Consider the following 24,620-nt stretch of genomic DNA (forward strand, 5'->3'; position numbering starts at 1 on the left):
ACCGATGAAAAGCACCAAACGACCGCAGGTTCTCTTACTGCACGGCGTGGGGTTAGACCGCACGATGTGGGACCCACTGCGCGAACTTCTGGTTCATGATTCGAATGCAATTGACTTGCCAGGTCACGGCGCGCAGCCCCCGCTACGTTCCGCGCAGGGTTTGAAGAGCCTGGCGGAGGATGTCCTTGAGCGGTTCGAAACCGTGGAACCAGTTCATTTGGTGGGATTCTCTCTAGGCGCACTGATCGCGCAACACATCGCGCGATTCGCACCCGAGCGAGTACTCACGCTGAGCGCCATAAATTCGGTCTGCCAACGTACCGAGGAAGAGGCAGCCTCCGTCGAACAACGATTGGCAACAGCTGGTGTGAATTTTGCTCAGGGTGTGGATCGCGCTATTGAGCGGTGGTTCCCGGCAGGCGAAACCCAAGTTGATCAGCAGATCATCAAGGGAATTCGAACAACGATGTCCGGCAATGACCTCGAATCATATCTTCACGCCTACGCGGTCTTTGCCCACGGGGACCGTGAGATTTCCGGTGAACTAGCTCAAATAAAGGCGCCGACGCTAGCAATCACCGGCGAACAAGATCCAGGTTCAACGCCGCAGATGTCCCGCCGGTTGGCCGACGCTGTGCCCAACTCACGGCTGCGAATCATCGAAGGCGCCAGACATATGCTTCCGGTCGAGAACCCGGCGGCTCTAGCTTTTGAACTAAATAGCTTTTTCAGCGACATTGAAGGGGAACACGCATGAGTGAGCAGTATCTGCATTTCATCAACGGTGAGCATGTAGCTCCCAGCGAAGATCGTTTCTTCACCAGCACCAACCCGGCAACACTTGAAGAACTCTACGAGGTTGCCCGCGGCAATGCGCACGATGTGGATCGGGCTGTCAAAGCCGCACACAAGGCATTCACTTCTACCGCGTGGAGTTCGCTGAGCGCCACAGCGCGTGGACACCTACTTCGCCGACTTGGTGATCTCATTGGAGAGAACGCCGAGAAGCTAGCACGCTACGAATCGCTAGATAACGGTAAGCTACTGCGCGAAATGCGCGGTCAGCTGGCCACTTTGCCCGAGTATTTCTATTACTACGCCGGCTTAGCGGACAAGGTCCAAGGATCTCAGATTCCGTCAATGAACCCGGCCATTTTGAACTACACCCAGCGTGAGGCATTAGGCGTCGTTGGTGCCATTACGCCGTGGAATTCGCCACTGACGTTGACCACTTCTAAGATTGCCCCTGCTCTGGCCGCAGGCAATACCGTGGTCATCAAACCCAGTGAATACACTTCGCGTACCGTGCTGTTGCTGGCAGAACTAGCGGACCAAGCTGGTTTCCCGCCGGGAGTCGTGAATGTGGTGACCGGCTACGGAGCCGAAGCTGGCGCCGCATTGGTCTCGCACCCGCTATTAGCGAAGATCTCCTTTACCGGTTCCACCGTAACCGGTTCTCGGATTGCTTCCGAAGCCGCCAGTCGTTTCATCGGTTGCACATTGGAATTGGGTGGCAAGAGCCCCAACATCATCTTCGATGACGCCAACGTCGCCAATGCAGCTATGGGAGTAGTTGCAGGAATCTACGCTGCGGCCGGCCAAACCTGCATCGCAGGAAGTCGCGTCTTCGCACATAAGTCGGTGTACGACGAGCTACTTGAACGAGTTACCGAAAGAGCGAAGTCCATCGTGATCGGCGACCCGCTGAATGACGCTACCGAGCTCGGGCCGCTGGCCTTCGCCGATCAGCTGAATAAGGTGTCTGGCTACGTGAAGATCGGCGCCGATGAAGGTGCCACCGTCTTGGCTGGCGGAACGCGTCCTGAGGGCCTAGAACTGCCAGGGTACTTCTTCTCACCGACTGTACTCACCGATGTTAATAACAACATGCGTGTGGTGCGCGAGGAAATCTTTGGCCCCGTGGCCGCGATCATGCCATTCGAAAACGAAGATGAACTACTGGGCATGGCCAACGACACTGAATATGGTCTGGCCGCAGGAGTTTGGACCCAAAATTTGGCACGCGCCCATCGCATGGCTCGCCGACTTGAGGCCGGCACCATCTGGGTCAACACCTATCGGGCGATGTCTCCGATGTCCCCTCGTCAGGGCTTCAAGAGCTCCGGTGTTGGCATCGAACATGGCCTGGAATCTATGAACGAATACACCCGTCTGAAGAGCGTCTGGATCAATACCGATGAATCCCCGGTAGCTGACCCATTCGTCATGCGCGGCTAACGAAGGAGCAACAAATGCCACTCATTGATGTATCCATCGCAAAAGGTCGTTCCCCACAGCAGTTGCGGGCCTTCATCAAAGCCTTGCACGAAGCGGCCGAAAACACCGTGGACGCTGCCAGCGAGAACATCACCGTCATTGTGCGCGAAGTCGAGCATGAGCATTGGTCACGGACCAACACCACCATCGCCGAACGCAATAACACCCAGACTCCTGCCTAAGGGCTCCCGTTAACCGAAAGAAGGATAGACATGCGTTTTTCACTGTTCATCCATATGGAACGCTACGACGACTCGATCAGCCACGAACAGCATTTTGAGAACCTCGTTGAACTGACACAGTTGGCCGAAGCCGGCGGCTTTTCCACGGTGTGGATCGGTGAGCACCACTCCATGGAGTACACGGTCTCCCCTAGCCCGATCCCACAGTTGGCCTATCTTGCAGCCAAAACTTCCACCATTCGGTTGGGTGCAGGCACCATTATCGCCCCATTCTGGACTCCTATTCGAGCCGCCGGAGAACTCGCACTGCTAGATATTATTAGCAACGGACGAGCCGAGTTGGGCGTGGCGCGTGGTGCCTACCAGTTCGAATTTGATCGGATGACCGACGGCATGAAGGCCACCGACGGTGGCCAGGCCATGCAGGAACTCATCCCTGCGGTGAAAAATCTCTGGGAGGGCGACTACGCCCATAACGGCGAAGTGTGGCAGTTCCCAACCTCCACCTCGGTGCCGAAGCCCAAGCAGAAGCAGATTCCGGTCTGGGTCGCCGCCCGAAGTCCGGAGTCCCACGATTACGCCGTGGCCAACGGTTGCCATGTCATGGTGACGCCGCTAATGAAGGGGGATGACGAAGTCGAGGCTCTGGTCGAGAAGTACGAGAGTGCCATCGCGGCACACCCGGAGGTCGAGCAGCGTCCCGACATAATGGTCCTGCGCCACACCTACCTGCACTCCGCCGAAGAGCCAGAGGCATGGCGCCCGGCGGCCGAAGGCATCCAGAAGTTCTACCGTACCTTTGATGCCGTCTTCGGCAACAAGGTGGCGCCTATCAACGGATTCATTGCCCCGAGTTCTGAAGAAAAGTTTGCGGGACGCGAAGAATTCACTACCGAGTCGCTACATGAGACAGCAATGATCGGCACTCCCGATGTAGTTATTAACCGCTTGCGACGCTATGAAGAACTAGGCGTGAGCGAATACAGCTTCTGGAGCGACAACGCCATGAGCCACGAAGAAAAGAAGCGATCCTTGCAGATCTTCATCGATGAAGTAGTGCCTAAGTTCGCGCCGTAATATTCAAACGCTCATTACGTGGCGGTCAAGTATCTCATTGTGACCCTTGACCGCCGCGAATTCGTTCCGCGAATTGTGGGTCTACACTTTGGTAATACTGTTTTTACCGCCGATTATCGTGAATTGGGCAATGCAGTAGGCCGGTCGATCGTAGACTGAGCAAATGCCTGTACCAAGTGAAGAATTTCTAGCGCTCTACGACGCGCAGCTGCGAACCGACGCGGAGACGCCCAGTGCGCTGTCCGTGACCATGCTCGGCGAACTGCGTTTGGTTACCTTTGCCCACGGGCGCGGGTTCATCACCTATCCGCATATCACGCACAATGCACCGCAGTCCTTGGCGGACCTGGCCCCTGCGGCACTGGACCACTTCATCAAACAACCTGAGATCCGTACGGTGGAATTCAAAACTCGCGGTCACGACCACGCACCGGGTTTGGCTCAGCGCCTTGAGGAGTTGGGCTTTAGTGCTGAACCTACCGAGTCAGTCATGATCGGATTGATGCAATCGCTGATCAGTGATCAGCCCACGCCCGAAGGTGTGGAAGTCAGGCAGGTGACGACGCCAGTCGAGATTGAAAAAATGTGTCGCATGGTCGCCCAGGCTTTTGGTGAACCTTATGACCCAGCCACCACTGATGCATTAGTCGCTCGGTCAGCCAGAAACGATGGCATGGAGTTGTGGGTAGCAACCATCAGTGGACACATGGTGGGCGCGGGGCGTTTGGAGCCGGTAGTGGGTACCGAATTTGCTGGTCTATGGGGTGGCGGCGTTTTACCCGAGTACCGCGGCCGCGGAATCTACCGCGCGCTCACCGACGCTCGGGCACGCAGCGCCTTGTCCCACGGCTTGCGCTACGTCCATAGTGACTCCACCGAATACTCGCGCCCTATTTTGGAAAGCCAGGGCCTGCTCAAAGTTTCCACCACCACGCCATACGTTTGGAATCGCGAAGTGTAGTTAGTTGCGCGCGAGCTATTTGTGAGCTGGTGCGATCACCGCAAATTCGGCGCCACCCCGATCACTGAGCATGGCGGTGCGCCCAAAGTACGAGTCATGCGGTGCGATCACTACTTGCCCGCCCAGGCTCGTACAGAGCTGCGCTATTTGATCTGCATCATCAACCGCGAAGTAGGTTCGCCAGCCCTCGGTAGAGTCTTGGCCGCTGATGTCATAGAGTCCTGCGGCCGCATCGGCTCCTTGGCCCAGGGTGTAGTAACGGAAGCCGGGAGAATCAACGACCTGGTTTAGATCCCACCCCAAGGCTTCGCGGTAAAACCGGCAGGCGGTTTCAAAGTGTTTGGTATGCAGCTCATTCCAGATGCGGTGACCGTGAATTTTCCGTGCCGGATAGTTAGTCGGGTCAAAGGACTGCCAAAGTCCCACTCCGATACCTGCGGGATCCCCAATTAGGGCCACGGTCCCCTGACCGGGCATGGCCACAGGTTTCAGATAACGCTGACCGCCATGTAAATGGGCGGCAAAGACGGCCGCATGAATATCGGCCACATTCAGATACGTGGTCCACGCATCCGGGGCAGCCGAATCTTGGTCGTTGAGCACAAGGCCGGTGACCGGTTGATCATCCAACGTGACTGGAAGGTATCCGTCACTGCGAGTTTGCGGGTCATCGTGAATTTTCCATCCAAAGAGTTCCGAGTAAAACTCGATGGCACCATCAATATCGCTGGTGAGTAAATCCACCCAGCAAGGTTCGGCTCGTGGACCTCTGACTACCGGCATCGCTACCCCATTTCGCGCTCATACCAGCTCAATGCGCTGAGTCTATTCCGGTTCATTGCTGAAACGAGCATTATTACGAAACTTAGTACCTTGATTTGAATCGCGGTTCCATTAGGCTTGTTTGTGACATGGGGCACACCTACACTCTGCAGCGTCGAGGAGACTTCTATGACCACTTCAAACCTCACCCTTTCGGTAGCCGCCATCGTGGCCGAGGGGGCCACCCGTTTTCCAGATCTGAACGCCATCACCATGAACGGCGTAAGCACCACCTACCGTGAACTTTGGGAGGAAACCAAAGCCTACGCAGGAGCCCTCAAAGAACAGGGCATCACCGAGGGTGACCGAGTAGCAGTGCTCATTCCCAACGTCACCGACTTCGCCCGCGTCTACTACGCGGTGCTATCCCTCGGCGCCACAGCAGTTCCCATCCACGCGCTGCTCAAGGCCCGCGAAATCTCCTACGTCTTAGAAGACGCTGAAGCCAAGATCTTGGTCTGCGCTGCGGGGCTCTTGGGTGAGGGTGCCAAGGGAGCACAGAACTCAGGGATAAACCTCCTGAGCGTAATGGAACCTGAAGCAGGGCAAACCACTCGATTAGAAGACTTGGCAGCCAAAGCCGAACCGATTACCACCTATCTGCCTCGCAAAGCCGAAGACATTGCCACGATCCTCTACACCTCAGGCACCACCGGCAAACCCAAGGGCGCCCTGGGGACACATCTGGCATTGATTGAGCAGACCCACTCCACGCTGTTGAACACCATGGACGTTCGACAAGGTGACAAGCTCTTTGGCGGATTGCCGCTGTTCCATACCTTCGGCCAGACCTGCGTACTAAACACTGGCCTGAGAATTGGCGCCGAAGTTATGTTGCTGCCCAAGTTCACCGCAGATGCTGCCTTGGATCTTGTACTGGATGCCGAGATTGACGTGTTCTTCGGTGTACCAACCATGTATGTTGCGCTCGTTGAGGCGGGCGCGAATCGCGAAGGCAAACCAACCAATCTCCGTTATGCCATTTCCGGTGGCGCTTCCCTGCCGCTGTCGGTACTCTCCGCCTTTGAACAGCGTTTTGGCGCACAGATCTACGAGGGTTACGGACTGACTGAAACTTCACCGGTAGCCTGCTTTAACCATGTCGGGCGGGAACCTCGCCCAGGCACCGTAGGCACCCCGGTATGGGGCGTGGACGTGGAAATTGCTGACCCCGCCTACCCCAACGAGATCCGGTTGATGCCACGCGGAGAACTGGGTGAACTGGTGGTACGTGGTCACAACCTCTTCTCCGGCTACCTCAACCGCCCCGACGCAACCGCCGAAGCAGTAGTGGATGGATGGTTCCGCACCGGAGACTTGGGAACCAAGGACGAAGAGGACTACTTGCGGATCCTAGATAGAACCAAAGACATGATTCTGCGTAACGGCTATAACGTCTACCCGCGCGAAGTTGAAGAGGTGCTCACCAGCCACCCGGAAATTTCCAACGCCGCCGTCTACGGAGTACCTCATGACAAGCACGGTCAGGAAGTAGTTGCCTCGGTGACCTTGGTGCAGGGTTCAACACTCAGTGTCCAAGAGCTAATCCGTTGGTCCAGTGAGCAGATGGCTGCCTACAAGTACCCGCGCTTCATCGAGATAGTCAAAGAATTCCCGCTGGGCCCCAGCGGTAAGATCCTCAAGCGAGAACTGATCGCGCAGTTCGACCAGGAATAGCCGTCTCAAGGAACAACGCTCCCAGGCAGGTCGCGATCCTCACGCCCTTCACTTGGCAAAACTTGAGAACATGCTCATGCCCCCTACCTGCGAATCATCGCGGGTAGAGGGCATGAGCACTGCTATTTCTTGGCGACTGTTATTTCACCGCCAGTCTCAAGAACGTGACTGAATAGGCTGGAACCTCATAATCAAGACCATGAGCTTCGGCCTTCAATTTGAACTCACGGGGCGCCACTTTAGTGGGGTCCTGCTTGGTGTTCTGAGCTTCTGGCGCAGCGACCAGTTCGGTAACCTTGACCACGGAACCAACCTTGACGTCGTCTACCGCAATCTTGGTCTGCGAAACCGTGGCCGTTGGGTTCACCAGTTTGACGATCAGCTCATTTTTCTTGGTATCGCGGGTAACCACTTGGTAGAGCGGTTTGGCTGATGGCTCGGTGTACTCAAACTGGAATTCACCATCGAGGTAGAGCTTGATGGTGTTTCCATCGACCACAATCTTGACCTTGTAATCCTTGCCGGTTTCCAAGGTGGTATTCGGTCCAGCGGCGACCTCGCCTTGACGAGCCGAGTCGGCACGTTCCAGCACAGAGCGGGTATTGCCCCAACCGCCAAGATTCCACCAGTAGAACTGATCTTCCGCCCCGGCCGCGAAGCCGATCAAGAAGCCTTCTTTCCCAGCTTCCTTTCGTGCGGTCAGCTCCATTGTGTAGTTTTTCCAGTCCTTGTCATAGGCACCGGTGATCAGGCTACGTGCGTCCTCCACACCGGTATCGGACTGCACATAACGCCCATCAGCAATTGCCCAGTTCCCGCGTTGAGCTTCCCAGTTCGCATCACTGGTGAAGTCATCGCTGAACAGGGTTTCCCCTGTACCGTTCTCAGTCACCTGCAGGTTGTCGTAGGAAGTTTTCGTCTGCCAACTACTCAGGAAAACACCACCGGAGAGATCGGGGGCGGTGGAAGTTTTGCCGGTAAGGGTCGAAGGCACCACCTGTTCACCGACGTTGTTCATCCAGAGTTTCTGGTTGTAGTAGTTAGCCGAACCCCACGACTGGTCGTTGTCGAACCACATCATGTCTGGTGCCCACTGAACATAGTCCTCGTTGGCAAACATCGGCGCATAAGAGGCTAGCTTCACGACGTCTGAATTGCGTTCCAATCCAGTCATATATGCAGCTTCGGAAAGCGCATTGGCAAAGGTGTTACCACGTGAGGCATATTCGCCTAGGAACACCTCCGGACCTTGACGGTCGTAGGAATCATACCGTTGGTCATTGCCTAAGAACCATGAGGGATCGTTGTAATAGTGTTCATCAACCATGTCCACGCCCTGAGCCTTGTTAAACTTCCACAGCTCATCAAAACGGGTTCCGGTGTCATCGGGGCCGCTATTGGAGATGATGGTGATCTGGGGATATTTGGCAGCGATCGCGTCACGGAATTTCGGGAAGTTAGCTTCAAAAGTCTTGGTGACTTCTTCATTGCCCAACCCGATGTACTTCAAATCGAACGGCTTGGGGTGTCCGAGCTGTGCACGCTTAGCACCCCACGTTGTCGTGGTGTCTCCGTTAGCAAATTCGATCAAGTCCAAGGTGTCTTGTACCCAACGATCAATGCGCGGCTGATCTGTCATCTCAGCAATATTTGAACCACAGCCGTTGGCGCCTACAGAAACCACCGGTAACGCGGTGGCACCCAAGTCCTCAGCCCATTTCAGATATTCCAGGTAGCCAATTCCGTAAGTCTGGTTATAGCCCCAGAAGTTCCAGTTGGTCGGCCGGCTCTCCACGGCACCAATGGTCTCTTTCCATTGGAAGGTGCGTTGACGGTCCTTTCCATCGGACTGCAAGTACGTATCAAAAGTACCCACGTTGGTCACGCAGCCACCCGGGAAACGAAGGAAGCTCGGATTCAGGTCCGCCACTTTTTCGGCTAGGTCCTTGCGCAGCACGGACTTACCATTCACTGGTCCAACCCACGTATCTTGAGGGAATAGCGAAATCATATCCAAGTTCACACTCCCCGGTGTATCGGCCAGCAGTTCTAGTCGACCAGTGTCAACGGTGGATAGTGCAGTCATCGTCGCGCTATATTTTTTCCATTGATCGTTGCCGTCCACGGTGATGGTGGTGGATCCAAACACTGCGGAACCGTCAGCATCGGTGAGCTTTATTTCCAGTTTTTGATCCTTCTGTGCTCGGGCAAAAACACTGAAGTCGTACTTTGCTCCCTTCTTCAGCGCCATTCCTTTGTTAAAGGAAAGGTTCTGCACACCATCACCCTTGGCCTTGGCATTGAGTTGTAGATATGCGCGGTTGGAGTCGTTGAGCCACTGATCTCGTTCAGAACTCACTTGGTTCCCGGCGGTACCTACTGCTTTCCATCCGGTCAGTGCTGTGAAGTCCTTATTATCTGAGCTGTTGAACTCGAAAGAACGGTTGCGCACCATCTCGGCGTACAGTCCGCCGTCAGCAGCGTAGTTGATATCTTCATAAAACGCTCCGTACATTGTGTCGCTGATTTCGTGGCTGGTGCCATCGCCGTCAATCGACAGTTCTTGCTGCCCAACGGTGGCTGAACCAAGACTAAAACTTGCGGCTTTAGCTTTGGATCCTAGACGCAGGGAACCATTTTCATGGCGCACTACCCAGGCCGAATCTTCATCGCTGGCTCCGGTCAAGCGTAGATAGCTTTTTCCGCCACCAGCATCCACCAAACGCCAAGACGTTGTGGAGCCCTTGGTTAATTGGAGTTTCCCGTTGCGAACGTCCATGTTGCCTGCTGGGGTAGTGAGCACCAGTGGGTGGTGGTCGTCGCTGGTCACGCCATCTGCGGCCTGCGAGGTAAAGCGCAGTACCGATTTTGGTCGCGTTGACTCCAGCTTTAGCCGTTGTTGTTTATCGGTAGTGACATAGCTTTGGGCACCTGTGGCGCTCAGCGTAAACGGCTCGGTAGGAACCAGATCTGCAGGGCCAGCCTCGTTAAGCCAGACGCTGTCGAAGGACGCTGTATGTGCGGTCCCATCTTGGGCTGCCAATGCGTAAAGCCCTACCTTGGTAGCGTTCCAATCCAAATTAAAACTTGCGGCTTTTGCCCATTGCCCTTGGGAATCCCCGTAGTAAACAGTGATTTCTTTACCTTTACGATCCAAACGAAGCCACTCGGTAGTGGATCCGGGGCGCGCGGTGAACTGCGAACCATACACTCCGGCTGACTCGGCAGCACTTTCAATCACTACTGGTCCGTTGGGGGCGCTGGATACATGGGCCAGGCCAGCTCGTACATAGTTATCGAAGTCTTTCCATGCCAGCAGCCCGGCGCCTTGGAAGTCTTGCGAGACCGGTGCAGTAAGGTGGGTGGCCACCGAGAAGTCACCGGAGGGAACGTCGAGCATGAAGAGGTTCTTGGCGTCATTCGAATCTTGCCAAGTGTCCCCTCGCTGAGAGGTCAGCTTCAGCGCCGAATCCTCCAGCTTCCACGCACCAGCCTGCTCATTGAGGATTGAGAATCGCTGATTAAGCTCCGTTGAATCAAACTCTTCGCTGAAGGTACCATCGGGAAGTTCCGGGTCAGGACCCGGAACTACCGGACCTGGAGGCTCTTCAACTTCGCCCGGTGGGTAGGCTGCAATCAGGGCCTGTTGTTCGTCGGCGGTAATCGGCAAAACAGTTCCATGACGTGGGCTCGTAGGCAGTTTTGCATCGGGAACGCTCGTCCAGTCGCCTCCGGCGAGATCATCAGTTTCAAAAACCATATAACCCTTGCCACCGTGGTACGAGGGCTGGTCAATCATCAGATACCAGTTGTCGTCTGTCAGCGAGGGGAACATGGTTGGTCCTTCACCGGATGTGAAAGTCCCGCCCCATGGATTAGGTTGGCCCACACCGATGTGCTCGGTGACCATATCCCAACCGTCCCCTTCACTGACCCCTTGGGTCCGCAGGAGTTCCGATGAAGATTCCATGCGCACACTCATGTCGCCTTCATCCTTGGTCAGACGATAAAAAGTATCACCGACCTCAGCCACTGTTGAATCAATCATTCCTAGGCCCGGACCTTGACGTTCGTCAATCCACACCTTTGGTTCTGAAAAATCCTTAAAGTCTTTGGTCGTTGAATACATCATGCGCTGATAGGAGTTCTTAATATCGCGCTGATCTGCTGGAACATCATCCGGATAAAGCGCTGAGGCCCAATACACGATGTATTGCTCGGTGACCGGATCCCAGTGCGCCTCAGGAGCCCACAAATTGCCTGAATTATCTGAGGCCACTTTGACCTCGCGCTGCTGTGACCAGTTGATCAGATCAGATGATTCCCAGATCATCAACGAGTGGCTACCGGTTTCTTGGGCGTCGCCAAAACTGCCACCCCCGTACATCTTAAGATCGGTAGCCAGTAGGTAGTATTTGGAACCGTCTTGGGATCGAATCAAGAATGGATCTCGAAGCCCTTTGGTACCCAGTGTTGACTCCAAAATGGGTTTGCCGTCGTTGAGCGTGTACCAGCTATTGGGGTCGTTCTTTTGCGAGACGGCCATATGTATTTTCTCGCCATCATCGGTGCTCTCACCGGTGAAATAGGGGAAAACATAGGCCGCGTAATCACGATCGGCTTCATTGCCAGGTGTTGTTGTGAGCGCAATATTCGGCCTGCTCACATGCGGAACCGCGGCGAGTGCCGAGGCAGGGAAAGACAGAGAAACGAGCAGTGCTAACGGCACGGCCCATCGTTGACGAGGATGCATCACTTACTTAAACCTCCGTGAGGTAGTTCGACGTGCTAACGTCGTGATGACGAGGACGGGTTCCTACATAAAACACCGTTCTCGGAAGGGATATTCGCCGCCGGAAGGCGGCTGGATATGATTCAGGGTCCGGCACGGTAATGCCGGACCCTGAACTTTTTTCGCTACGGCATTTAGGTTCGCCGCAGGGAAAGTATTCGTTGCAAGATCACGAAGACCAGCAATAAAACACCGATCACGATCTTGGTCCACCAGGAACTCAGGGTTCCTTCAAAGGTGATGATCGTTTGGATTAGGCCTAGAACCATGACGCCGACTAAAGAGCCAGCGACAAATCCCATGCCTCCCACCAAAAGTGTGCCTCCAATGACCACTGCGGCAATCGCATCCAGTTCCATACCAACGCCGGTGAGTGCGTAGCCGGACCGGGAGAACATCGCGAATAGAATGCCAGCGAGTGAAGCGCAGGTTCCAGAAATGACGTAAACCAATACTTTGGTTCTTGCCACTCGCAACCCCATCAAAGTTGCCGACTGTTCTCCACCGCCAACTGCGTAAACAGTGCGGCCAAAGCGGGTTCTGTGCAGTACCCACAACGCGCCAACTACCACCAGCAGGGCAATCACCACGGCCGCAGTCAACCGCCAGCGACCAACTGTCAGGCCCCAGTTGGTCAGGGAAACAAATCCCTGATCACGAATTGGGACCGACTGTGGGGCGAAGATGAAGCACAGTCCACGAGCCAGAAACATTCCGGCGAGCGTAGCCACAAAGGGTTGCACTTCAAAGTATTGGATCATGACTCCCATACCCAAGCCGATCACTGAACCAGCGAGCAGAGCCACCGGCAAAACAATGATCAGCGGAATACCGGCTTGCAGCAAGGTAGCCGTAATTACCGAGGACAGGGCAAGGACTGCGCCGACCGATAGATCGATTCCACCGGTAAGAATCACGAAGGTCATCCCGGTGGCCAGCACAATGAGGTGAGCGTTGTTGATGAAGAGGTTTGAAATCACAGCCGGTGACAGGAAGTTCTCGTAACGCACCCCTCCGACCAGCAACATCAATAGGAATACGACGACGGTGCCAATGACCGGGAGGTAACGCCGGTCTAGGGACAGCTTAGGTGTAACGCGGCCACTGACCGTGGCAGTTGCAACGCTCATGCGCTGACCTCCTGGAAACGTCGACGTTCACGCAGTCCCGCTAACATGGTGCGCAAGCGCGTGGACATCATCAGCGTGACCGCAATGACTACGATTGCTTTGAACAGTGAAGTGACCAGCGGCGAAACGCCAAGTACGGTCACCGTAAGGCTCAAGGTAGTAATGATGAGCACGCCGATCAGCGTGCCAGAAAGATTAAACTTTCCTCCAGCCAGCGAAGTTCCACCAATGACTACGGCCAAGATCGCGTCCAGCTCAATAAACAGGCCGGCATTGTTAGCGTCTGCCGCCATCGTATTGGAAGCGAAGATCAGTCCGGCTAGCCCGGCGAGCAACCCGCACAGAGCGTAAACGGTGAAGACCAAGGTTTTGGATTTCACACCGGCCAAGCGGCTGGCTTCAGGGTTAATGCCCACCGATTCCAGCAGCATGCCCAAAGCGGTGCGTCGTACCAATATGGACACCACAAGGTACACGCCGTAAGCGATGATTGCCGCCACCGGCAGTCCCATCAGGAAGCCGGAAGCTAGAGAGCTAAAGGGTGCGCTAGTGACCGTGGTGATCTGCCCATTGGTAATCAACATGGCCATGCCACGTCCAGCAGTCATCAAGATGAGCGTTGCGATGATGGGCTGGATACCAAACTTGGCCACCAGTAAGCCGTTGAAGCAGCCAAGTAAAAAGCACAATCCCACGGCCACGAAGATGGCACCCAGCGCAGTACCCAACGAGCCTGGCTGATCCGAACTGGCAATGAAGGTCAGCGCCACGGCACCGGCAATGGCCACAGTTGCGCCCACAGACAGGTCGATTCCTCGGGTGGCAATAACCAAAGTCATGCCAAGGGCCACCAAAAGAAGCGGTGCGCTGTTGCGCAAAATATCGATCGGTGCACCAAATAGGTGGCCATCCAGAACGGTAATCCCCAGAATATCTGGGCGTTTGATACTGCAGGCCAGCAACAATGCTGCCAATGCTACCAACGGCCAGAACAGCCGATGCTTATATATACGGGTCATGTGTTTTCTTCCCCGGTGGCGATGATTTCGATTAGGCGTGGTACATCCACATCTTGGCTGCTTGGAATTTCGGCAACCTTAGTGTGGTCACGCATGACAACGATGCGGTCGGAAAGACGCAACACTTCTTCTAGTTCGGCCGAGATGAAAACCACGGACATCCCCTGTTCGGCCAATTCCGAAACCAGGTTCATGATCTCGGTCTTGGCGCCAATGTCGATACCGCGCGTAGGCTCATCCAACAGCAAGAGCTTTGGTGCGGTGGCTAGCCAGCGAGCCAACAGTACTTTTTGCTGGTTTCCTCCGGAGAGGTTTTTGAGCAACGCCTGCGGATTCGCCGGACGCACACCCAATGCTTTGATGTACGCATCGACAACCTGCGCCGCTTTAGTAGCTGGCAACGGTCTGGTCCATCCTCGGGCCGCCTGCAAACCGAGGATAATATTTTCGGCAACGCTCAGATCACCGATTACTCCTTCACCCTTTCGGTCCTCGGAGGTGTAGGCGATCTTATGCCCCAGAGCCTGACGCGGTGTGCGCAGTTTCGCTTGGACACCATGTAGCTGGATTGAGCCTTCATCTGCTTTGTCAGCGCCATAAAGCAACCGGGCCAATTCAGTGCGCCCAGAACCTAGCAGCCCGGCCATGCCAATAACTTCACCGGGGTACAGCTCTAGGTCGAACGGTTGCACCGCACCCTTGCGACCCAGGCCCACGGCCTGCAACAGCGGTTTGGCATCTGACTTGCGCGCGCTGACCACGTTGCGTTCAATGACTTGCCCGACGGTGGCGTCTGAAGTGCCTGCAATCATCAAGGAGACGAGTTCGCGCTGTGGTAATTCACCGGTCAGCCGTTCCTCCACAAGTGCACCGTTACGCAGAATGGTAATTCGGTCTGAGATCGCGTAGATCTGGTCCAAGAAGTGTGAGACAAAAAGGATTGCCACTCCGTCTTCGCGTAGCTGACGCATGACGGCGAAGAGCTGTTCCACTTCGTCAGTGTCCAAGGAGGACGTGGGCTCGTCGAGGATGAGTACCTTGGCATCAACCACCATGGCACGGCTAATGGCTACTAGTTGCTGGACGGCCAAGGAGTGGGAGCCCAAGGAGCTGCCGGGATCAATATTTAGTCCCATACGCTTCAGGAATACCGCTGCTTGGCGACGCATACTGCGCCAGTCCAGCCCACCGAAGCGGCGGGGTTCGCTGCCGAGCATGATATTTTCCGCGACGGTCAGGTTGGTGCATAAATTCACTTCTTGGTAGACCGTCGAGATCCCATTTTCTCGAGCATCTGCAGGTCCACTAAAGCGGATTGGTGTCGCGTTGACGGTGATACTTCCGGAGGCTATCTGGTTCACTCCGGTAAGTGCTTTGATCAGGGTAGATTTTCCTGCCCCGTTTTCCCCCATGAGGGCGTGTACTTCGCCAGGGAAGAGTCTGAAGTCGACGTTCTCCAGGGCTTTAACACCGGGGAACTCGACGGTGATTCCACTCATCTGGACTATCGGAGAAGTTGGTTGGTGCTCAGCTTCGGTGGCCGCTGTCGGCCGTTGCTGAGGTGTGGATGCAATCATTATGTTGCCTCTGAAGATGCGTGATGTGGCGCTAGGTGAAGAACCGGCGCACGGAAATTCCATCCGCCGGTTCGAGGGGTTGTTGTCGCTTAGTACTTGCGATCTGGCAAGGCCTTGGCGGCTTCTTCCTGGTTGAAAGCTGCGTCTTCGACGACAATGCGCTTCTCTACCGATTCCCCGGCGACAACCTTCTTGGCGATTTGCGCGAGGTCCTCACCAAGGAGCGGATTGCACTCGACGATGTAGTTGATCTTTCCGTCGGCTAGGGCCTTCATTCCGTCCTTGACGGCATCGATGGTGACGATCTTGATGTCAACACCTGGCTTCTTGCCCGCTGCCTGGATGGCTTCGATTGCCCCTAGTCCCATGTCGTCGTTATGCGCGAAAACGAGGTCGATGTCATCATGCGAGTTCAGGAACCCTTCCATGACCTGCTTTCCGCCTGCACGGGTGAAGTCACCGGTCTGAGAATCAACGATTTTGATGTCCGAACCAGCAATAGCCTTTTCGAAGCCTTCCTTGCGGTCGATAGCCGGTGCAGAGCCAGTGGTGCCCTGCAACTCAACCACGTTGATTTCCTTGTCCTTGAAGTTTTCAGCTACCCAGTCACCAGCGCGCTTGCCTTCTTCAACAAAATCGGAGCCGATGAACGAGGCGTAGAGCGACTCATCGGTGGTGTCGACAGCTCGGTCTGTGAGGACGACGGGAATGTTGGCGTTTTTTGCTTCCTGGAGTACTGCATCCCAGCCGGTTTCAACGACCGGCGAGAAAGCCAATACATCGACACCTTGGGCGATGTAGGAACGAAGAGCTTGGATCTGGTTTTCCTGTTTTTGCTGCGCGTCGGAGAAGCTGAGCTTAAAACCGTTGGCTTCGGTGAGGGTGTCCTGAATGTCCTTCGTGTTAGCTGCGCGCCAGCCTGACTCGGCGCCAACCTGCGAGAATCCGATCGAAATCGTTTCTGACGCGGCTCCGCTTGCAGCTGGTTCGCTGGATGCTGAGCCCGAGCATGCGCTCATTGCCGCCATTGCTGCAACCGAAAGCGTTGCAATTCCGGCGCGTAAAAAGGTCTTTCGCTTCATTGAGATTTCCTTCTCGTGGGTCCCCGCCGACTGTCGAGTGATAGGTGCCGAATGCGGGATTACTGTGTCGGTGATCACAATGTTAGCGCTAACATTTCAGGGTGGGAAGAGTCGGAGAGAAAATTCTTTTTTTGCCTGAAAATGTCCAAAAATTTCTGAGTCCAGTTCCCGGAGCTCTCCACTAGGCGTTCTAGGTAAATCTTTGGTCTTTCGATAGGGGTAATCGAAAAAAGGACGCCAGTTTAGACGCTAACTTTGCGTGCTGGGTGCTGGCGCACAACTTCCTCGAACGATCAATTCAGGCTCAAGGACGGCTTCAAAGCGACCACCAGTTGGCGCATCACCTAACTGAACTGAGGTCAGTGCTTCCATAGCGGCTTGCCCCAAAAGATCGAAGGGCTGACGGACTGTACTTATCGACGGTATAAAGTATTCCGAGCTTTCGACGTCATCGAATCCGATGACAGAAATATCCTGTGGAACTCGGATTCCACATTCCCAGAAAGCTCGCAATAGACCCTGGGCAATGTAGTCATTGGCAGCGAAAATTGCTGTTGGCCCTTGCTCCGAGCGAATCTGTTCTGCACGTTGCAGACCTACCGCGTATCCATCAGCTGCCGCCCATCCGTCGGCAGGGAATTCCAGCGCTTCGATGTCATTCTCATTGGCGACGTTGCGGAATTCGGCCAACCGCTCAGAAGCATCAATCCAGGAGTCCAGCCCGCTCACGTGGGCTATTTTTCGATGTCCTAATCGGATCAAGTATTCCACTGCGAGACGCGCCCCGGCGCGCTGGTCAACGCAGACGTAGCGCACCATCTTCGTCGGTTCAGCGTTCGGATTTGCAGCCGCTACCACTACCGGCACACTAGGAGCAGCCCGTTCGACCACTTGCGCGACATCCATCAAGGGCGCCACCACAATAATCCCGTCCACGCCTTGATCAACCAATTGTGCCAACGCCCGGTGCGCCGCCGATTCACCTGAGGATTCCAGCGAGCTAACGGAGACGAAATATCCTCGCGAACGCGCTGCGGATTCTACGGAATTCACCGTGCTCGAGGGGCCAAAATGCGCATTGCCGATGGTGAGGATACCAATGGTTCTCGAACGAGCGGTGGCCAAGGCCCTAGCTGCGCCATTGCGCCGATAGCCGAGCTCATCGATAGCCTGCTGAACCCGCTCGCGGGTATCAAGTCGAACTTGGTCCGGATTATTCAAAACTCGCGAAACCGTCTGATGTGACACCCCTGCCCTCGCCGCAACATCTGACATCGACGGAGGGCGCCGAGCGTCATTATCGATTGCGGTTTGCGAGGAAATCATGAGCTCATTATTGCAAAAGAAACAGCCCTTGATTCGTCAAAGATTATCCGACAGGCGAACTCTCCATTTGTTACCGAGTTTCTCATGGCATTGACCGTGCGAAACTTGGCTCATGGATACACAGATTATTTACACCATCCTTGCCGGACTACTGCTGGTAGTTTCGGCCTTCGGCACCATTTTCCCGGTGCTGCCCGGTTCATTATTGACCATCGGCACCCTGCTTGCGTGGGGTTGGCTCTTAGGTTCCAGCGCTTCATGGTGGGCAGCTGGCCTAGGTATGGCTATTACCTTCTTGGGATGGTCAGCCTCCGCAGTCCTCACCGGACGCAAACTCAAAGAGCACCAGGTTCCCAAGGGAACAATTCTCTTTGCGGTGATAGGAGCCATCGCCGGAGCCTTTATCATCCCCGTGTTGGGTTTGTTCATCGGCTTTGCTGTGGGCCTGTTCCTCGGAGAGAGCGTGCGGCGTCGTGAAGTCTCCGGTGCGTTCAGTTCTTCTTGGGCCGCACTGAAGGCTATGGGACTAGGCATCGTAGTTGAATTCGGCTGCGTACTTTTGGCTTCATCCATTTGGGTGATCGGGCTAATCGCGCACTTCGCGACCCGCTAGAGCCAGCCCATCTGCTTGGCCCTGCGGGCGGCTTCGATCCGGTTGGCAGTATTGGTTTTGCCGATCGCGTTAGACAGGTGGTTGCGCACTGTCCCAGTAGAAAGATGCACGCTGGCGGCGATGTGAGATACCGGGGCGCCGGTAGCCGCATGCTCAAGGATTTCGCGTTCCCTCTCGGTGAGCGGATTTCGTTTGCTCTCCACGCTCAGCATCGCTCGCTTTGGGTCAACTACTTTATTACCAGCATGGATTTTGCGGATCGCCGCGATCAGCTCAGCTGGCGGCGCATCCTTTACGAGGAACCCGCTGGCTCCAGCTTCAAAGGCTTGACGGAAGTATCCAGGCCGATCAAAGGTCGTCAGAATTAGCACCTTCACTTCAGGGTGCGTGGAGCGAAGTTGCTCGGCTACTTGTAACCCGTCAAGTCGAAGCATCTGAATATCCAGAAGTGCTACATCAGCTGGATGGGTCGCTAGGGCAGCTGCCACTTCGTCACCGTCAGCGCATTCAGCCACGACATTAAGGTCATCTTCCAGATTCAACAACGCCGCTATGGCGCCACGCACCAAGTGCTGGTCATCGGCAATCAATACTCGAATCACTGTTGCTCCTTGATGCTGCTCGCAAAAATCAATTGAAGACGAGTTCCACCAAAGGGCGATGGGCCCACGGTAGCTGTTGCTCCGATCTGCTTGGCACGTTCGACCATACCCCGGATACCGTGTCCCGTATCCTGCTCCCGCAACCCGTCTCCGTCATCATCAACAGTCACCTCAACGGCAGTGATCGTGACTCGCACTGCACCAGCGTGAGCATGGCGTAGAACGTTTGTGAGCGCCTCGCGCACAATCCAAGCGGTATGAGAACGCCACCGTAGCTCAATCTGCTCGGCGTTACCCACCAAAGTGAAAGACAGTCCCGAATCGTCACAGACTTTGCGAAGTAGAGCCAGCTCCGCGTCTAGGTCCTGACGCTCCAGTCCTTGAACGGTGGTCCGCACCGAAGCAAGCGCATCGAGCGCCAATGTCGAGAGCTGTTGAACTTCCGTGCGGGCCCGATCAATTTGTCCGGCATCAATCAAACGCAGGGCTAACTGTGCTTTGAGATTCAGAGCTGTGAGTGAATGACCAATTCCATCATGAACATCGCGGGCCACTCGCTCCTGTTCAGCCATCACCAGATAGTCGCCACGCAACTCTTCAGAGGCAACGGATCTGCTAATCGCTGCCACGGTCACCGCATACACCACCATCATTGCCAGGTTTAGACCAATGAGGAACAGTCCATCCGAGAACTGACCTAAAAATATTGGTAGTCCAATGCTCAGCGCGGCCGCAACAGCATAGGTGGCAATCACCCAGCGCTTCGTCAGCAAGAAGGCAGCAAAGGAGGTAATGAACGGGAGCAGTCCTAGAGCATTGACTTCGATGAAGAAAATCGCGGGAACTACTAAGACGGCCAAGAGCAAGAAGCTGAGTAGCGCTTCTGGCTCATTGGTGCCTCCTTGCCCCACAAGATGCGAATATTTTCTGAAGCCCCTCAGGTACGTGAAGGAAAATATGACAAGCAATCCGAGCCCGATAATTCGCACATGGCTTGGGTACGGGTTCTGCAACAACTGAAGAATTGGGAAGATCAAGAAAAGAAGCCATACGCCGGATAGCATCCATCCCCAACGGCGCCAGAACTGCTCTTCGGCATCCATTGCGTTACCCGCGCTGTTGTTCACTGACGCGCCTTGGCCCGGCGCGTGGCGAGTACCGCGAAGACGGCGAAGATCATTGCCCATACCACTAGGTTAGTAGCGATCATCCACAATGGGTCTGAGCTCATAGGCTCGTCAGCAGGAATATCAGCGAGCATCGGATAACGGGCAAGGGCTACGTAACCGAACATTGGTGTGAAACGGGCCGCATCTAGCATCACTCCCTCCAACGGCATGAAGACGTTACCAAAGAATGCGAAGAACACCATCAGCCCTGACGCCAGACCTAAAGCGGACTCCGACTTAAGAATCATGCCCATTCCGATTCCGTAGCATGCAAAGATCATGGCTCCGAGCAAGGTGATTAGGTAACTAACGCTCCAGATCCAGCTGTCTAGAACCACCGCGCCGGTGGCCGCACCTAGAACGAAAACGACGGCCGCAGAAATTGCGGCAACGGTGGCGGCGACAATCATCTTGCTAGCAACAAAAGTGGTAGGAGACATTCTGGTCAACGCGATTTGTCTGCCCCAGCCCTGCATTGTTTCGGTGGCCACCGTTCCTGCGATAGAAACAGTGCTCACCGCTGCACCGTAGGCAGCCATGGAGATCATCAGATAAAACTTGACGTTTCCTCCCCCAAGCTCGGATTGTCCGTAACTCGGGATGTTTCCGAAGAGGATGTACATTGCCGCCGGTAACAACAATGCAAAAACTAAGTTGTAGCCGTCGCGGAAGTGCCGAGCAAACTCCACTTGGATGTAGGTAGTCATCATGATGCAACCTTGGTGAGTTGGATAAAAGCGTCTTCAAGGCTCGGGGACGAGATCTCAATATCTCGCGCCCCGAAGTGTTGCAACAGCGCCAGCGTGAACTGATCAGAGTTGGCACATTGGAATGTGTAGCGCAGCCCTTGACGTTCGGTGATGAAGACCGAATCGTCAAAATTGCGCGCTTGGTCTGCCTGGGATTCAGTAGTGAAACTGGCACTAACTACACGGCCAGAGATGAGATGCCGCAATTCTTCTGTTGCCCCATCCGCCACAATTTGTCCTTGGCTCATCAAGACGGTGCGTTGGGCAAAATTTTGGGCTTCTTCCAAATAGTGAGTGGCAAAAATGATGGTGCGCCCTGCTGTAGCCTCGCTCTGCATCGTTTGCCAGAACTCTCTACGCGCCATCACATCCATGCCAGCGGTTGGCTCGTCCAAGATCAGCACGTCTGGGTCTGGTAGCAGAGCCAACGCAAATTTGATGCGTTGCTGTTCGCCACCGGAGCATTTGCCAACTTTGCGCTTGGCAATCTTATTCAGACTAGTTCGTTCCATTACCGAGTCGATTCGCTCTGTGCACTCTTGCATGGCTGCGATGACTTTAATGGTTTCCCTCACGGTCAGGTCGCGCAGCAGTCCTCCGGTTTGGAGTACTGCCGAAACGTTTCCAGAAGAGATTGCTTGGTGGGGACTGTTACCTAATACTCGGATGGATCCAGACGAGGGAGAAATCAGCCCTAACATCATGTCGATAGTGGTGGTTTTCCCGGCACCATTTGGGCCCAGTAGCGCGACAATTTGTCCCTGCTCGATTTGAAGGTTTATCCCTCTTACTGCCTGAACCGTACTTTTTCCCGACGTGAACGTTTTCTCCACCGCACTCAACGAAATGGCATTGGCCCCAATTATCGTTTCCATATTTCTATTCTTTGCTTCAGAACAACACCACAGAAGAGCGGAATGTCATGACCTACGCATGACAGTTGTCATGGCTTCAACAAACTGGTTGCAACAAAACAACCATCTGGCCTGAGCTTTAATAAACGCTGTGACTTAGACAACAGTTGGTCGCGAAGTGGACCGAGGCTGTTGGAGTGAGAATTTCACAGAAGTAGTGATCAATGCCGGTTAGCGATCAAAAGGCCGATCTCTTGCCTTGTGAATCTCCGGTCGAACAAACCTTTCTCTGCCGAGTCCTATGGGAAACTCACAGTGACTTCCCGTAGGATTTTTTCTGTGCTTGATCAAACTTCTTTCCTTTCCACGCTGACGAATTACGCCTCACCAACTATGGGTGCCGCGTTCCTACCGGACTGGCTTAACCCTGCGGTTTTCCTAGATAACCCAGACCTCGGCCCATGGGTCGTCGTGCTTGTCTGCGCCATCGTTTTCGCTGAGACCGGCTTGCTAGTTGGCTTCTTCCTACCTGGTGACTCAATGCTTTTCACCGTGGGTATGCTCATCGCAACTGGCACCATCCACATCCCACTGTGGCTCTTCGCGCTAGCAATCTTCATCAGCGCTTTTGCAGGAGATCAAACTGGATTCATGATTGGCAGGAAGTCCGGCCCGGCAATCTTCAACAAGCCTGACTCACGCTTCTTCTCGCAGAAGAACGTAGAACGCGCCCACGAATTCTTCGAAAAGTTCGGTGGCCGCGCAGTGATCCTCGCACGCTTTGTCCCAGTGGTACGTACCTTCGTCCCGGTCATTGCCGGTGTTGCGAAGATGGACCACAAGACTTTCGCCACCTTCAACCTGATCGGCGCAGCCCTATGGGGTATCGGCGTCACCATGCTGGGTTACTGGCTGGGACAGTTCACCTGGATCGAAGAAAATATCGACATCATCTTCATCTTGATCGTGCTGGTCTCGGTCATCCCGATCGGTATTGAATTGCTCAAGTCCCGCAAGCCAAGCAAGAACATCGAAGACTAATTTCTAAGCACTTCGGCGGCTAAAACGACCGCCACCCCACTGTACGCCGCGGCGCATCAACCAGTTCTCACACGGTTGGATTGTGCCGCGGCGTACTCCTTTACAGACCAAATCTTCGCCCGCATCAATCAAACGCATGGCCTGGGTAGATGCTGGCCGCACCGCGTTGAGCAACACCTCGCAGTCGCAATACCCGCCCAACAACCGCATCTTTTTCTCCAGTGCACTGGCCCGCGGGGCGCATTGGTCCCGGTAGTGACTGAGCATCTGCAGGGTCCCATCGCAGGACTGCGACCCGGCAACCCGGTACAGATAACAAGGCAGACATTCGTGTTCAACCGGTAATGGCAGCTGGGACATCAGAACTCCTTAAAGACGTAATGGCAGGAGCAACCAATTTGTTGCTCCTGCCATTACTTTCCAGCTTTGAGCCGGCCCAGCACGCTAAGGCTCACGAGTTGTGGACATCTATGCTCCAGCAAGGCTCTGCCGCAAGAAGGCATCTACTCGTTCCAGAGCCTCAGCTACTTGCTCATATCCGGCGGCAAAAGACAGCCGGATAAACAGGTGACCTTCAAACGGATCAAAGTCTCCACCAGGGGTCAGAGCAACATGTGCGTGCTCAAGGACTGCCTGAGAATACTCGCTAGCCGAACCAAAATGTTCCAGTACTTCCGGAGCCAACCGTCCGTAGAGGTAGAACGCGCCATCAGCCGGTGCGGCTTCAGCGATTCCTAGCCTCTTCAGGTTTTCAAGAACCAGAGTGCGAGTGCGAGCGAACTCTTCAACTCTTTGGTTTGCTTCCTTCAGACTCTCCTGCGTAAATGCGGCAACCGCAGCTCGCTGCGCTGGCGCAGGTGCGCACAACGCAAGATTGGAAGCCAAGGCGTCAACGGCTGACAGCAGATCGTCGGGAACAACCATCCAGCCCAGCCGCCAACCAGTCATTCCCCAATATTTAGAGAAGGATGAGACAACAATGGACGTCTCGGAGAACTCCCATGAGGTGTGCCCCTTACGCTCAGGATCAAACTCGATGCCGTGATAAATCTCGTCGCTGATTAACCGAACCCCATTGGATTCGCACCACGTAGCCAACTCGTTCAGCTCCTCGGAACTGAACATGGTTCCGGTGGGATTATTTGGCGAGGCGACTACTAGCCCATCCAAACGGCCATGCTCATTTTTGGCCTGTTCCAAGTTGGCGATAGTCGGCTGGAAGCGTTGTTCTGCGTTGGTAGGAAGATCCACTACCTTCAGGCCCAGCGCTCTGAGGATGTTGGCGTAGGCCGGGTAGCCCGGACGTGCCAGTGCGACGACATCTCCGGCATCAAAGGCCGCGAGGAACGCCAGCTGGAAAGCACCCGAGGAGCCAGTGGTCATCACGAAGTTCTTCGCCGGAATCTGCACGCCGTAAGAATTGCGGTAATGCTCGGCGAGGGCTTGGCGGGTTTCAGCCAAACCAGCAGTAGAGGTGTACCCAAAGTCGGCCTGCTCAGCGTGCAGTTGCGCCGCAAGCCCATTGACCGCAGCCGGTGCTCCCCCACCAGGTTCGCCGACGCATAAGGAGATCACGTCGTGACCCGCTTGGCGCATTGTGGAAACCTGATCAACTATTTGCATCACTTCAAAGGGAGCAACTTGGGCGCGCTGGGATACCTGCACTTTTT

The 24,620-nt window shown here is 54.9% G+C and carries 21 protein-coding genes; 8 read left to right on the plus strand and 13 right to left on the minus strand.

Going from position 1 to position 24,620, the window contains the following annotated elements:
* Positions 1-4: 4 nt before the first annotated feature.
* The 5 genes from EYR88_RS08860 to EYR88_RS08880 all read left to right on the plus strand — a co-directional run bounded on the left by EYR88_RS08860 (position 5) and on the right by EYR88_RS08880 (position 4,497).
* Entirely contained in the window at positions 5-757 is a 753-nt protein-coding gene (locus EYR88_RS08860; protein ID WP_131089278.1) for an alpha/beta hydrolase, read from the plus strand.
* Positions 754-2,238 carry an aldehyde dehydrogenase gene (locus tag EYR88_RS08865; RefSeq protein ID WP_131089279.1) on the plus strand — a complete coding sequence of 495 codons (1,485 nt, stop codon included), beginning with the start codon at positions 754-756 and terminating at the stop codon, positions 2,236-2,238. Before EYR88_RS08860 ends, EYR88_RS08865 begins: the two co-directional genes overlap by 4 nt.
* A gap of 14 nt (positions 2,239-2,252) precedes the next feature.
* The gene (locus tag EYR88_RS08870; RefSeq protein WP_131089280.1) at positions 2,253-2,459 is read left to right on the plus strand and encodes a tautomerase family protein; all 207 of its coding nucleotides are present in this window, start codon (positions 2,253-2,255) and stop codon (positions 2,457-2,459) included.
* A 30-nt stretch (positions 2,460-2,489) separates the two neighbouring features.
* The gene (locus EYR88_RS08875) at positions 2,490-3,536 is read left to right on the plus strand and encodes an LLM class flavin-dependent oxidoreductase (protein ID WP_131089281.1); all 1,047 of its coding nucleotides are present in this window, start codon (positions 2,490-2,492) and stop codon (positions 3,534-3,536) included.
* A gap of 163 nt (positions 3,537-3,699) precedes the next feature.
* Positions 3,700-4,497 (plus strand): GNAT family N-acetyltransferase, encoded by a 798-nt coding sequence (locus tag EYR88_RS08880; RefSeq protein ID WP_131089282.1) that lies wholly within the window; start codon positions 3,700-3,702, stop codon positions 4,495-4,497.
* A 15-nt stretch (positions 4,498-4,512) separates the two neighbouring features.
* On the opposite strand, the gene EYR88_RS08885 is transcribed toward EYR88_RS08880, so the two are convergent.
* The gene (locus EYR88_RS08885) at positions 4,513-5,241 is read right to left on the minus strand and encodes a VOC family protein (RefSeq protein ID WP_165477303.1); all 729 of its coding nucleotides are present in this window, start codon (positions 5,239-5,241) and stop codon (positions 4,513-4,515) included.
* 207 nt (positions 5,242-5,448) lie between these two features.
* Here EYR88_RS08885 and EYR88_RS08890 point away from each other — a divergent pair, with 207 nt between their 5' ends.
* Complete coding sequence (locus tag EYR88_RS08890) at positions 5,449-6,996, plus strand: long-chain fatty acid--CoA ligase (protein ID WP_131089284.1); 1,548 nt, start codon at positions 5,449-5,451, stop codon at positions 6,994-6,996.
* 139 nt (positions 6,997-7,135) lie between these two features.
* Here the strand turns inward: EYR88_RS08890 and EYR88_RS08895 are convergent, their stop codons facing one another.
* From EYR88_RS08895 to EYR88_RS08920, 6 genes are all read right to left on the minus strand, one after another.
* A complete protein-coding gene (locus EYR88_RS08895; protein WP_242632552.1) occupies positions 7,136-11,749 on the minus strand; it encodes an alpha-L-arabinofuranosidase C-terminal domain-containing protein in 4,614 nt (1,537 codons plus the stop codon).
* A 173-nt stretch (positions 11,750-11,922) separates the two neighbouring features.
* The gene (yjfF, locus tag EYR88_RS08900) at positions 11,923-12,918 is read right to left on the minus strand and encodes a galactofuranose ABC transporter, permease protein YjfF (RefSeq protein WP_131089286.1); all 996 of its coding nucleotides are present in this window, start codon (positions 12,916-12,918) and stop codon (positions 11,923-11,925) included.
* Complete coding sequence (locus tag EYR88_RS08905) at positions 12,915-13,937, minus strand: ABC transporter permease (protein ID WP_131089287.1); 1,023 nt, start codon at positions 13,935-13,937, stop codon at positions 12,915-12,917. The genes yjfF and EYR88_RS08905 overlap by 4 nt, the downstream gene beginning before the upstream one ends.
* Positions 13,934-15,436 (minus strand): sugar ABC transporter ATP-binding protein, encoded by a 1,503-nt coding sequence (locus tag EYR88_RS08910; protein ID WP_242632553.1) that lies wholly within the window; start codon positions 15,434-15,436, stop codon positions 13,934-13,936. Before EYR88_RS08910 ends, EYR88_RS08905 begins: the two co-directional genes overlap by 4 nt.
* 167 nt (positions 15,437-15,603) lie before the next feature.
* Positions 15,604-16,596 carry an ABC transporter substrate-binding protein gene (locus EYR88_RS08915; RefSeq protein WP_131089289.1) on the minus strand — a complete coding sequence of 331 codons (993 nt, stop codon included), beginning with the start codon at positions 16,594-16,596 and terminating at the stop codon, positions 15,604-15,606.
* A gap of 249 nt (positions 16,597-16,845) precedes the next feature.
* The gene (locus tag EYR88_RS08920) at positions 16,846-17,922 is read right to left on the minus strand and encodes a LacI family DNA-binding transcriptional regulator (RefSeq protein ID WP_242632498.1); all 1,077 of its coding nucleotides are present in this window, start codon (positions 17,920-17,922) and stop codon (positions 16,846-16,848) included.
* Between the two features lie 112 nt (positions 17,923-18,034).
* Between EYR88_RS08920 and EYR88_RS08925 the strand changes: the two genes are divergently transcribed.
* Positions 18,035-18,535 carry a DUF456 domain-containing protein gene (locus EYR88_RS08925; protein ID WP_131089290.1) on the plus strand — a complete coding sequence of 167 codons (501 nt, stop codon included), beginning with the start codon at positions 18,035-18,037 and terminating at the stop codon, positions 18,533-18,535.
* On the opposite strand, the gene EYR88_RS08930 is transcribed toward EYR88_RS08925, so the two are convergent.
* From EYR88_RS08930 to EYR88_RS08945, 4 genes are read right to left on the minus strand one after another with little or no spacing between them, the layout of a single operon-like run.
* Positions 18,532-19,137 carry a response regulator transcription factor gene (locus EYR88_RS08930; protein WP_131089291.1) on the minus strand — a complete coding sequence of 202 codons (606 nt, stop codon included), beginning with the start codon at positions 19,135-19,137 and terminating at the stop codon, positions 18,532-18,534. The genes EYR88_RS08925 and EYR88_RS08930 overlap by 4 nt on opposite strands.
* Positions 19,134-20,324, minus strand: coding sequence for a histidine kinase (locus EYR88_RS08935; protein WP_131089292.1), 1,191 nt, complete (start codon positions 20,322-20,324; stop codon positions 19,134-19,136). The genes EYR88_RS08930 and EYR88_RS08935 overlap by 4 nt, the downstream gene beginning before the upstream one ends.
* Positions 20,261-21,016 (minus strand): ABC transporter permease, encoded by a 756-nt coding sequence (locus EYR88_RS08940; protein WP_131089293.1) that lies wholly within the window; start codon positions 21,014-21,016, stop codon positions 20,261-20,263. The genes EYR88_RS08935 and EYR88_RS08940 overlap by 64 nt, the downstream gene beginning before the upstream one ends.
* Positions 21,013-21,930: an ABC transporter ATP-binding protein gene (locus EYR88_RS08945; RefSeq protein ID WP_131089294.1), complete on the minus strand. Its 918-nt coding sequence runs from the start codon at positions 21,928-21,930 to the stop codon at positions 21,013-21,015. The genes EYR88_RS08940 and EYR88_RS08945 overlap by 4 nt, the downstream gene beginning before the upstream one ends.
* Positions 21,931-22,302: 372 nt before the next feature.
* Here EYR88_RS08945 and EYR88_RS08950 point away from each other — a divergent pair, with 372 nt between their 5' ends.
* Entirely contained in the window at positions 22,303-22,950 is a 648-nt protein-coding gene (locus EYR88_RS08950) for a VTT domain-containing protein (protein ID WP_131089841.1), read from the plus strand.
* Between the two features lie 3 nt (positions 22,951-22,953).
* On the opposite strand, the gene EYR88_RS08955 is transcribed toward EYR88_RS08950, so the two are convergent.
* Together EYR88_RS08955 and EYR88_RS08960 are read right to left on the minus strand one after the other, a co-directional pair.
* Positions 22,954-23,310: a DUF2695 domain-containing protein gene (locus EYR88_RS08955; RefSeq protein ID WP_131089295.1), complete on the minus strand. Its 357-nt coding sequence runs from the start codon at positions 23,308-23,310 to the stop codon at positions 22,954-22,956.
* Between the two features lie 108 nt (positions 23,311-23,418).
* Positions 23,419-24,615 (minus strand): aminotransferase class I/II-fold pyridoxal phosphate-dependent enzyme, encoded by a 1,197-nt coding sequence (locus EYR88_RS08960; protein WP_131089296.1) that lies wholly within the window; start codon positions 24,613-24,615, stop codon positions 23,419-23,421.
* Between the last annotated feature and the right edge of the window lie 5 nt (positions 24,616-24,620).

It is taken from the genome of Arthrobacter sp. S41 (assembly GCF_004320535.1).
Classification (GTDB): domain Bacteria; phylum Actinomycetota; class Actinomycetes; order Actinomycetales; family Micrococcaceae; genus Glutamicibacter.

Bases quoted from the DNA above. Each gene is read 5' to 3' on its own strand.
- EYR88_RS08860 (WP_131089278.1), top strand. From the start codon at position 5: ATGAAAAGCACCAAACGACCGCAGGTTCTCTTACTGCACGGCGTGGGG.
- EYR88_RS08865 (WP_131089279.1), top strand. From the start codon at position 754: ATGAGTGAGCAGTATCTGCATTTCATCAACGGTGAGCATGTAGCTCCC.
- EYR88_RS08870 (WP_131089280.1), top strand. From the start codon at position 2,253: ATGCCACTCATTGATGTATCCATCGCAAAAGGTCGTTCCCCACAGCAG.
- EYR88_RS08875 (WP_131089281.1), top strand. From the start codon at position 2,490: ATGCGTTTTTCACTGTTCATCCATATGGAACGCTACGACGACTCGATC.
- EYR88_RS08880 (WP_131089282.1), top strand. From the start codon at position 3,700: ATGCCTGTACCAAGTGAAGAATTTCTAGCGCTCTACGACGCGCAGCTG.
- EYR88_RS08890 (WP_131089284.1), top strand. From the start codon at position 5,449: ATGACCACTTCAAACCTCACCCTTTCGGTAGCCGCCATCGTGGCCGAG.
- EYR88_RS08895 (WP_242632552.1), bottom strand. From the start codon at position 11,749: ATGCATCCTCGTCAACGATGGGCCGTGCCGTTAGCACTGCTCGTTTCT.
- yjfF (WP_131089286.1), bottom strand. From the start codon at position 12,918: ATGAGCGTTGCAACTGCCACGGTCAGTGGCCGCGTTACACCTAAGCTG.
- EYR88_RS08905 (WP_131089287.1), bottom strand. From the start codon at position 13,937: ATGACCCGTATATATAAGCATCGGCTGTTCTGGCCGTTGGTAGCATTG.
- EYR88_RS08910 (WP_242632553.1), bottom strand. From the start codon at position 15,436: ATGAGTGGAATCACCGTCGAGTTCCCCGGTGTTAAAGCCCTGGAGAAC.
- EYR88_RS08915 (WP_131089289.1), bottom strand. From the start codon at position 16,596: ATGAAGCGAAAGACCTTTTTACGCGCCGGAATTGCAACGCTTTCGGTT.
- EYR88_RS08920 (WP_242632498.1), bottom strand. From the start codon at position 17,922: ATGATTTCCTCGCAAACCGCAATCGATAATGACGCTCGGCGCCCTCCG.
- EYR88_RS08925 (WP_131089290.1), top strand. From the start codon at position 18,035: ATGGATACACAGATTATTTACACCATCCTTGCCGGACTACTGCTGGTA.
- EYR88_RS08935 (WP_131089292.1), bottom strand. From the start codon at position 20,324: ATGGGCAATGATCTTCGCCGTCTTCGCGGTACTCGCCACGCGCCGGGC.
- EYR88_RS08940 (WP_131089293.1), bottom strand. From the start codon at position 21,016: ATGATGACTACCTACATCCAAGTGGAGTTTGCTCGGCACTTCCGCGAC.
- EYR88_RS08945 (WP_131089294.1), bottom strand. From the start codon at position 21,930: ATGGAAACGATAATTGGGGCCAATGCCATTTCGTTGAGTGCGGTGGAG.
- EYR88_RS08950 (WP_131089841.1), top strand. From the start codon at position 22,303: ATGGGTGCCGCGTTCCTACCGGACTGGCTTAACCCTGCGGTTTTCCTA.
- EYR88_RS08955 (WP_131089295.1), bottom strand. From the start codon at position 23,310: ATGTCCCAGCTGCCATTACCGGTTGAACACGAATGTCTGCCTTGTTAT.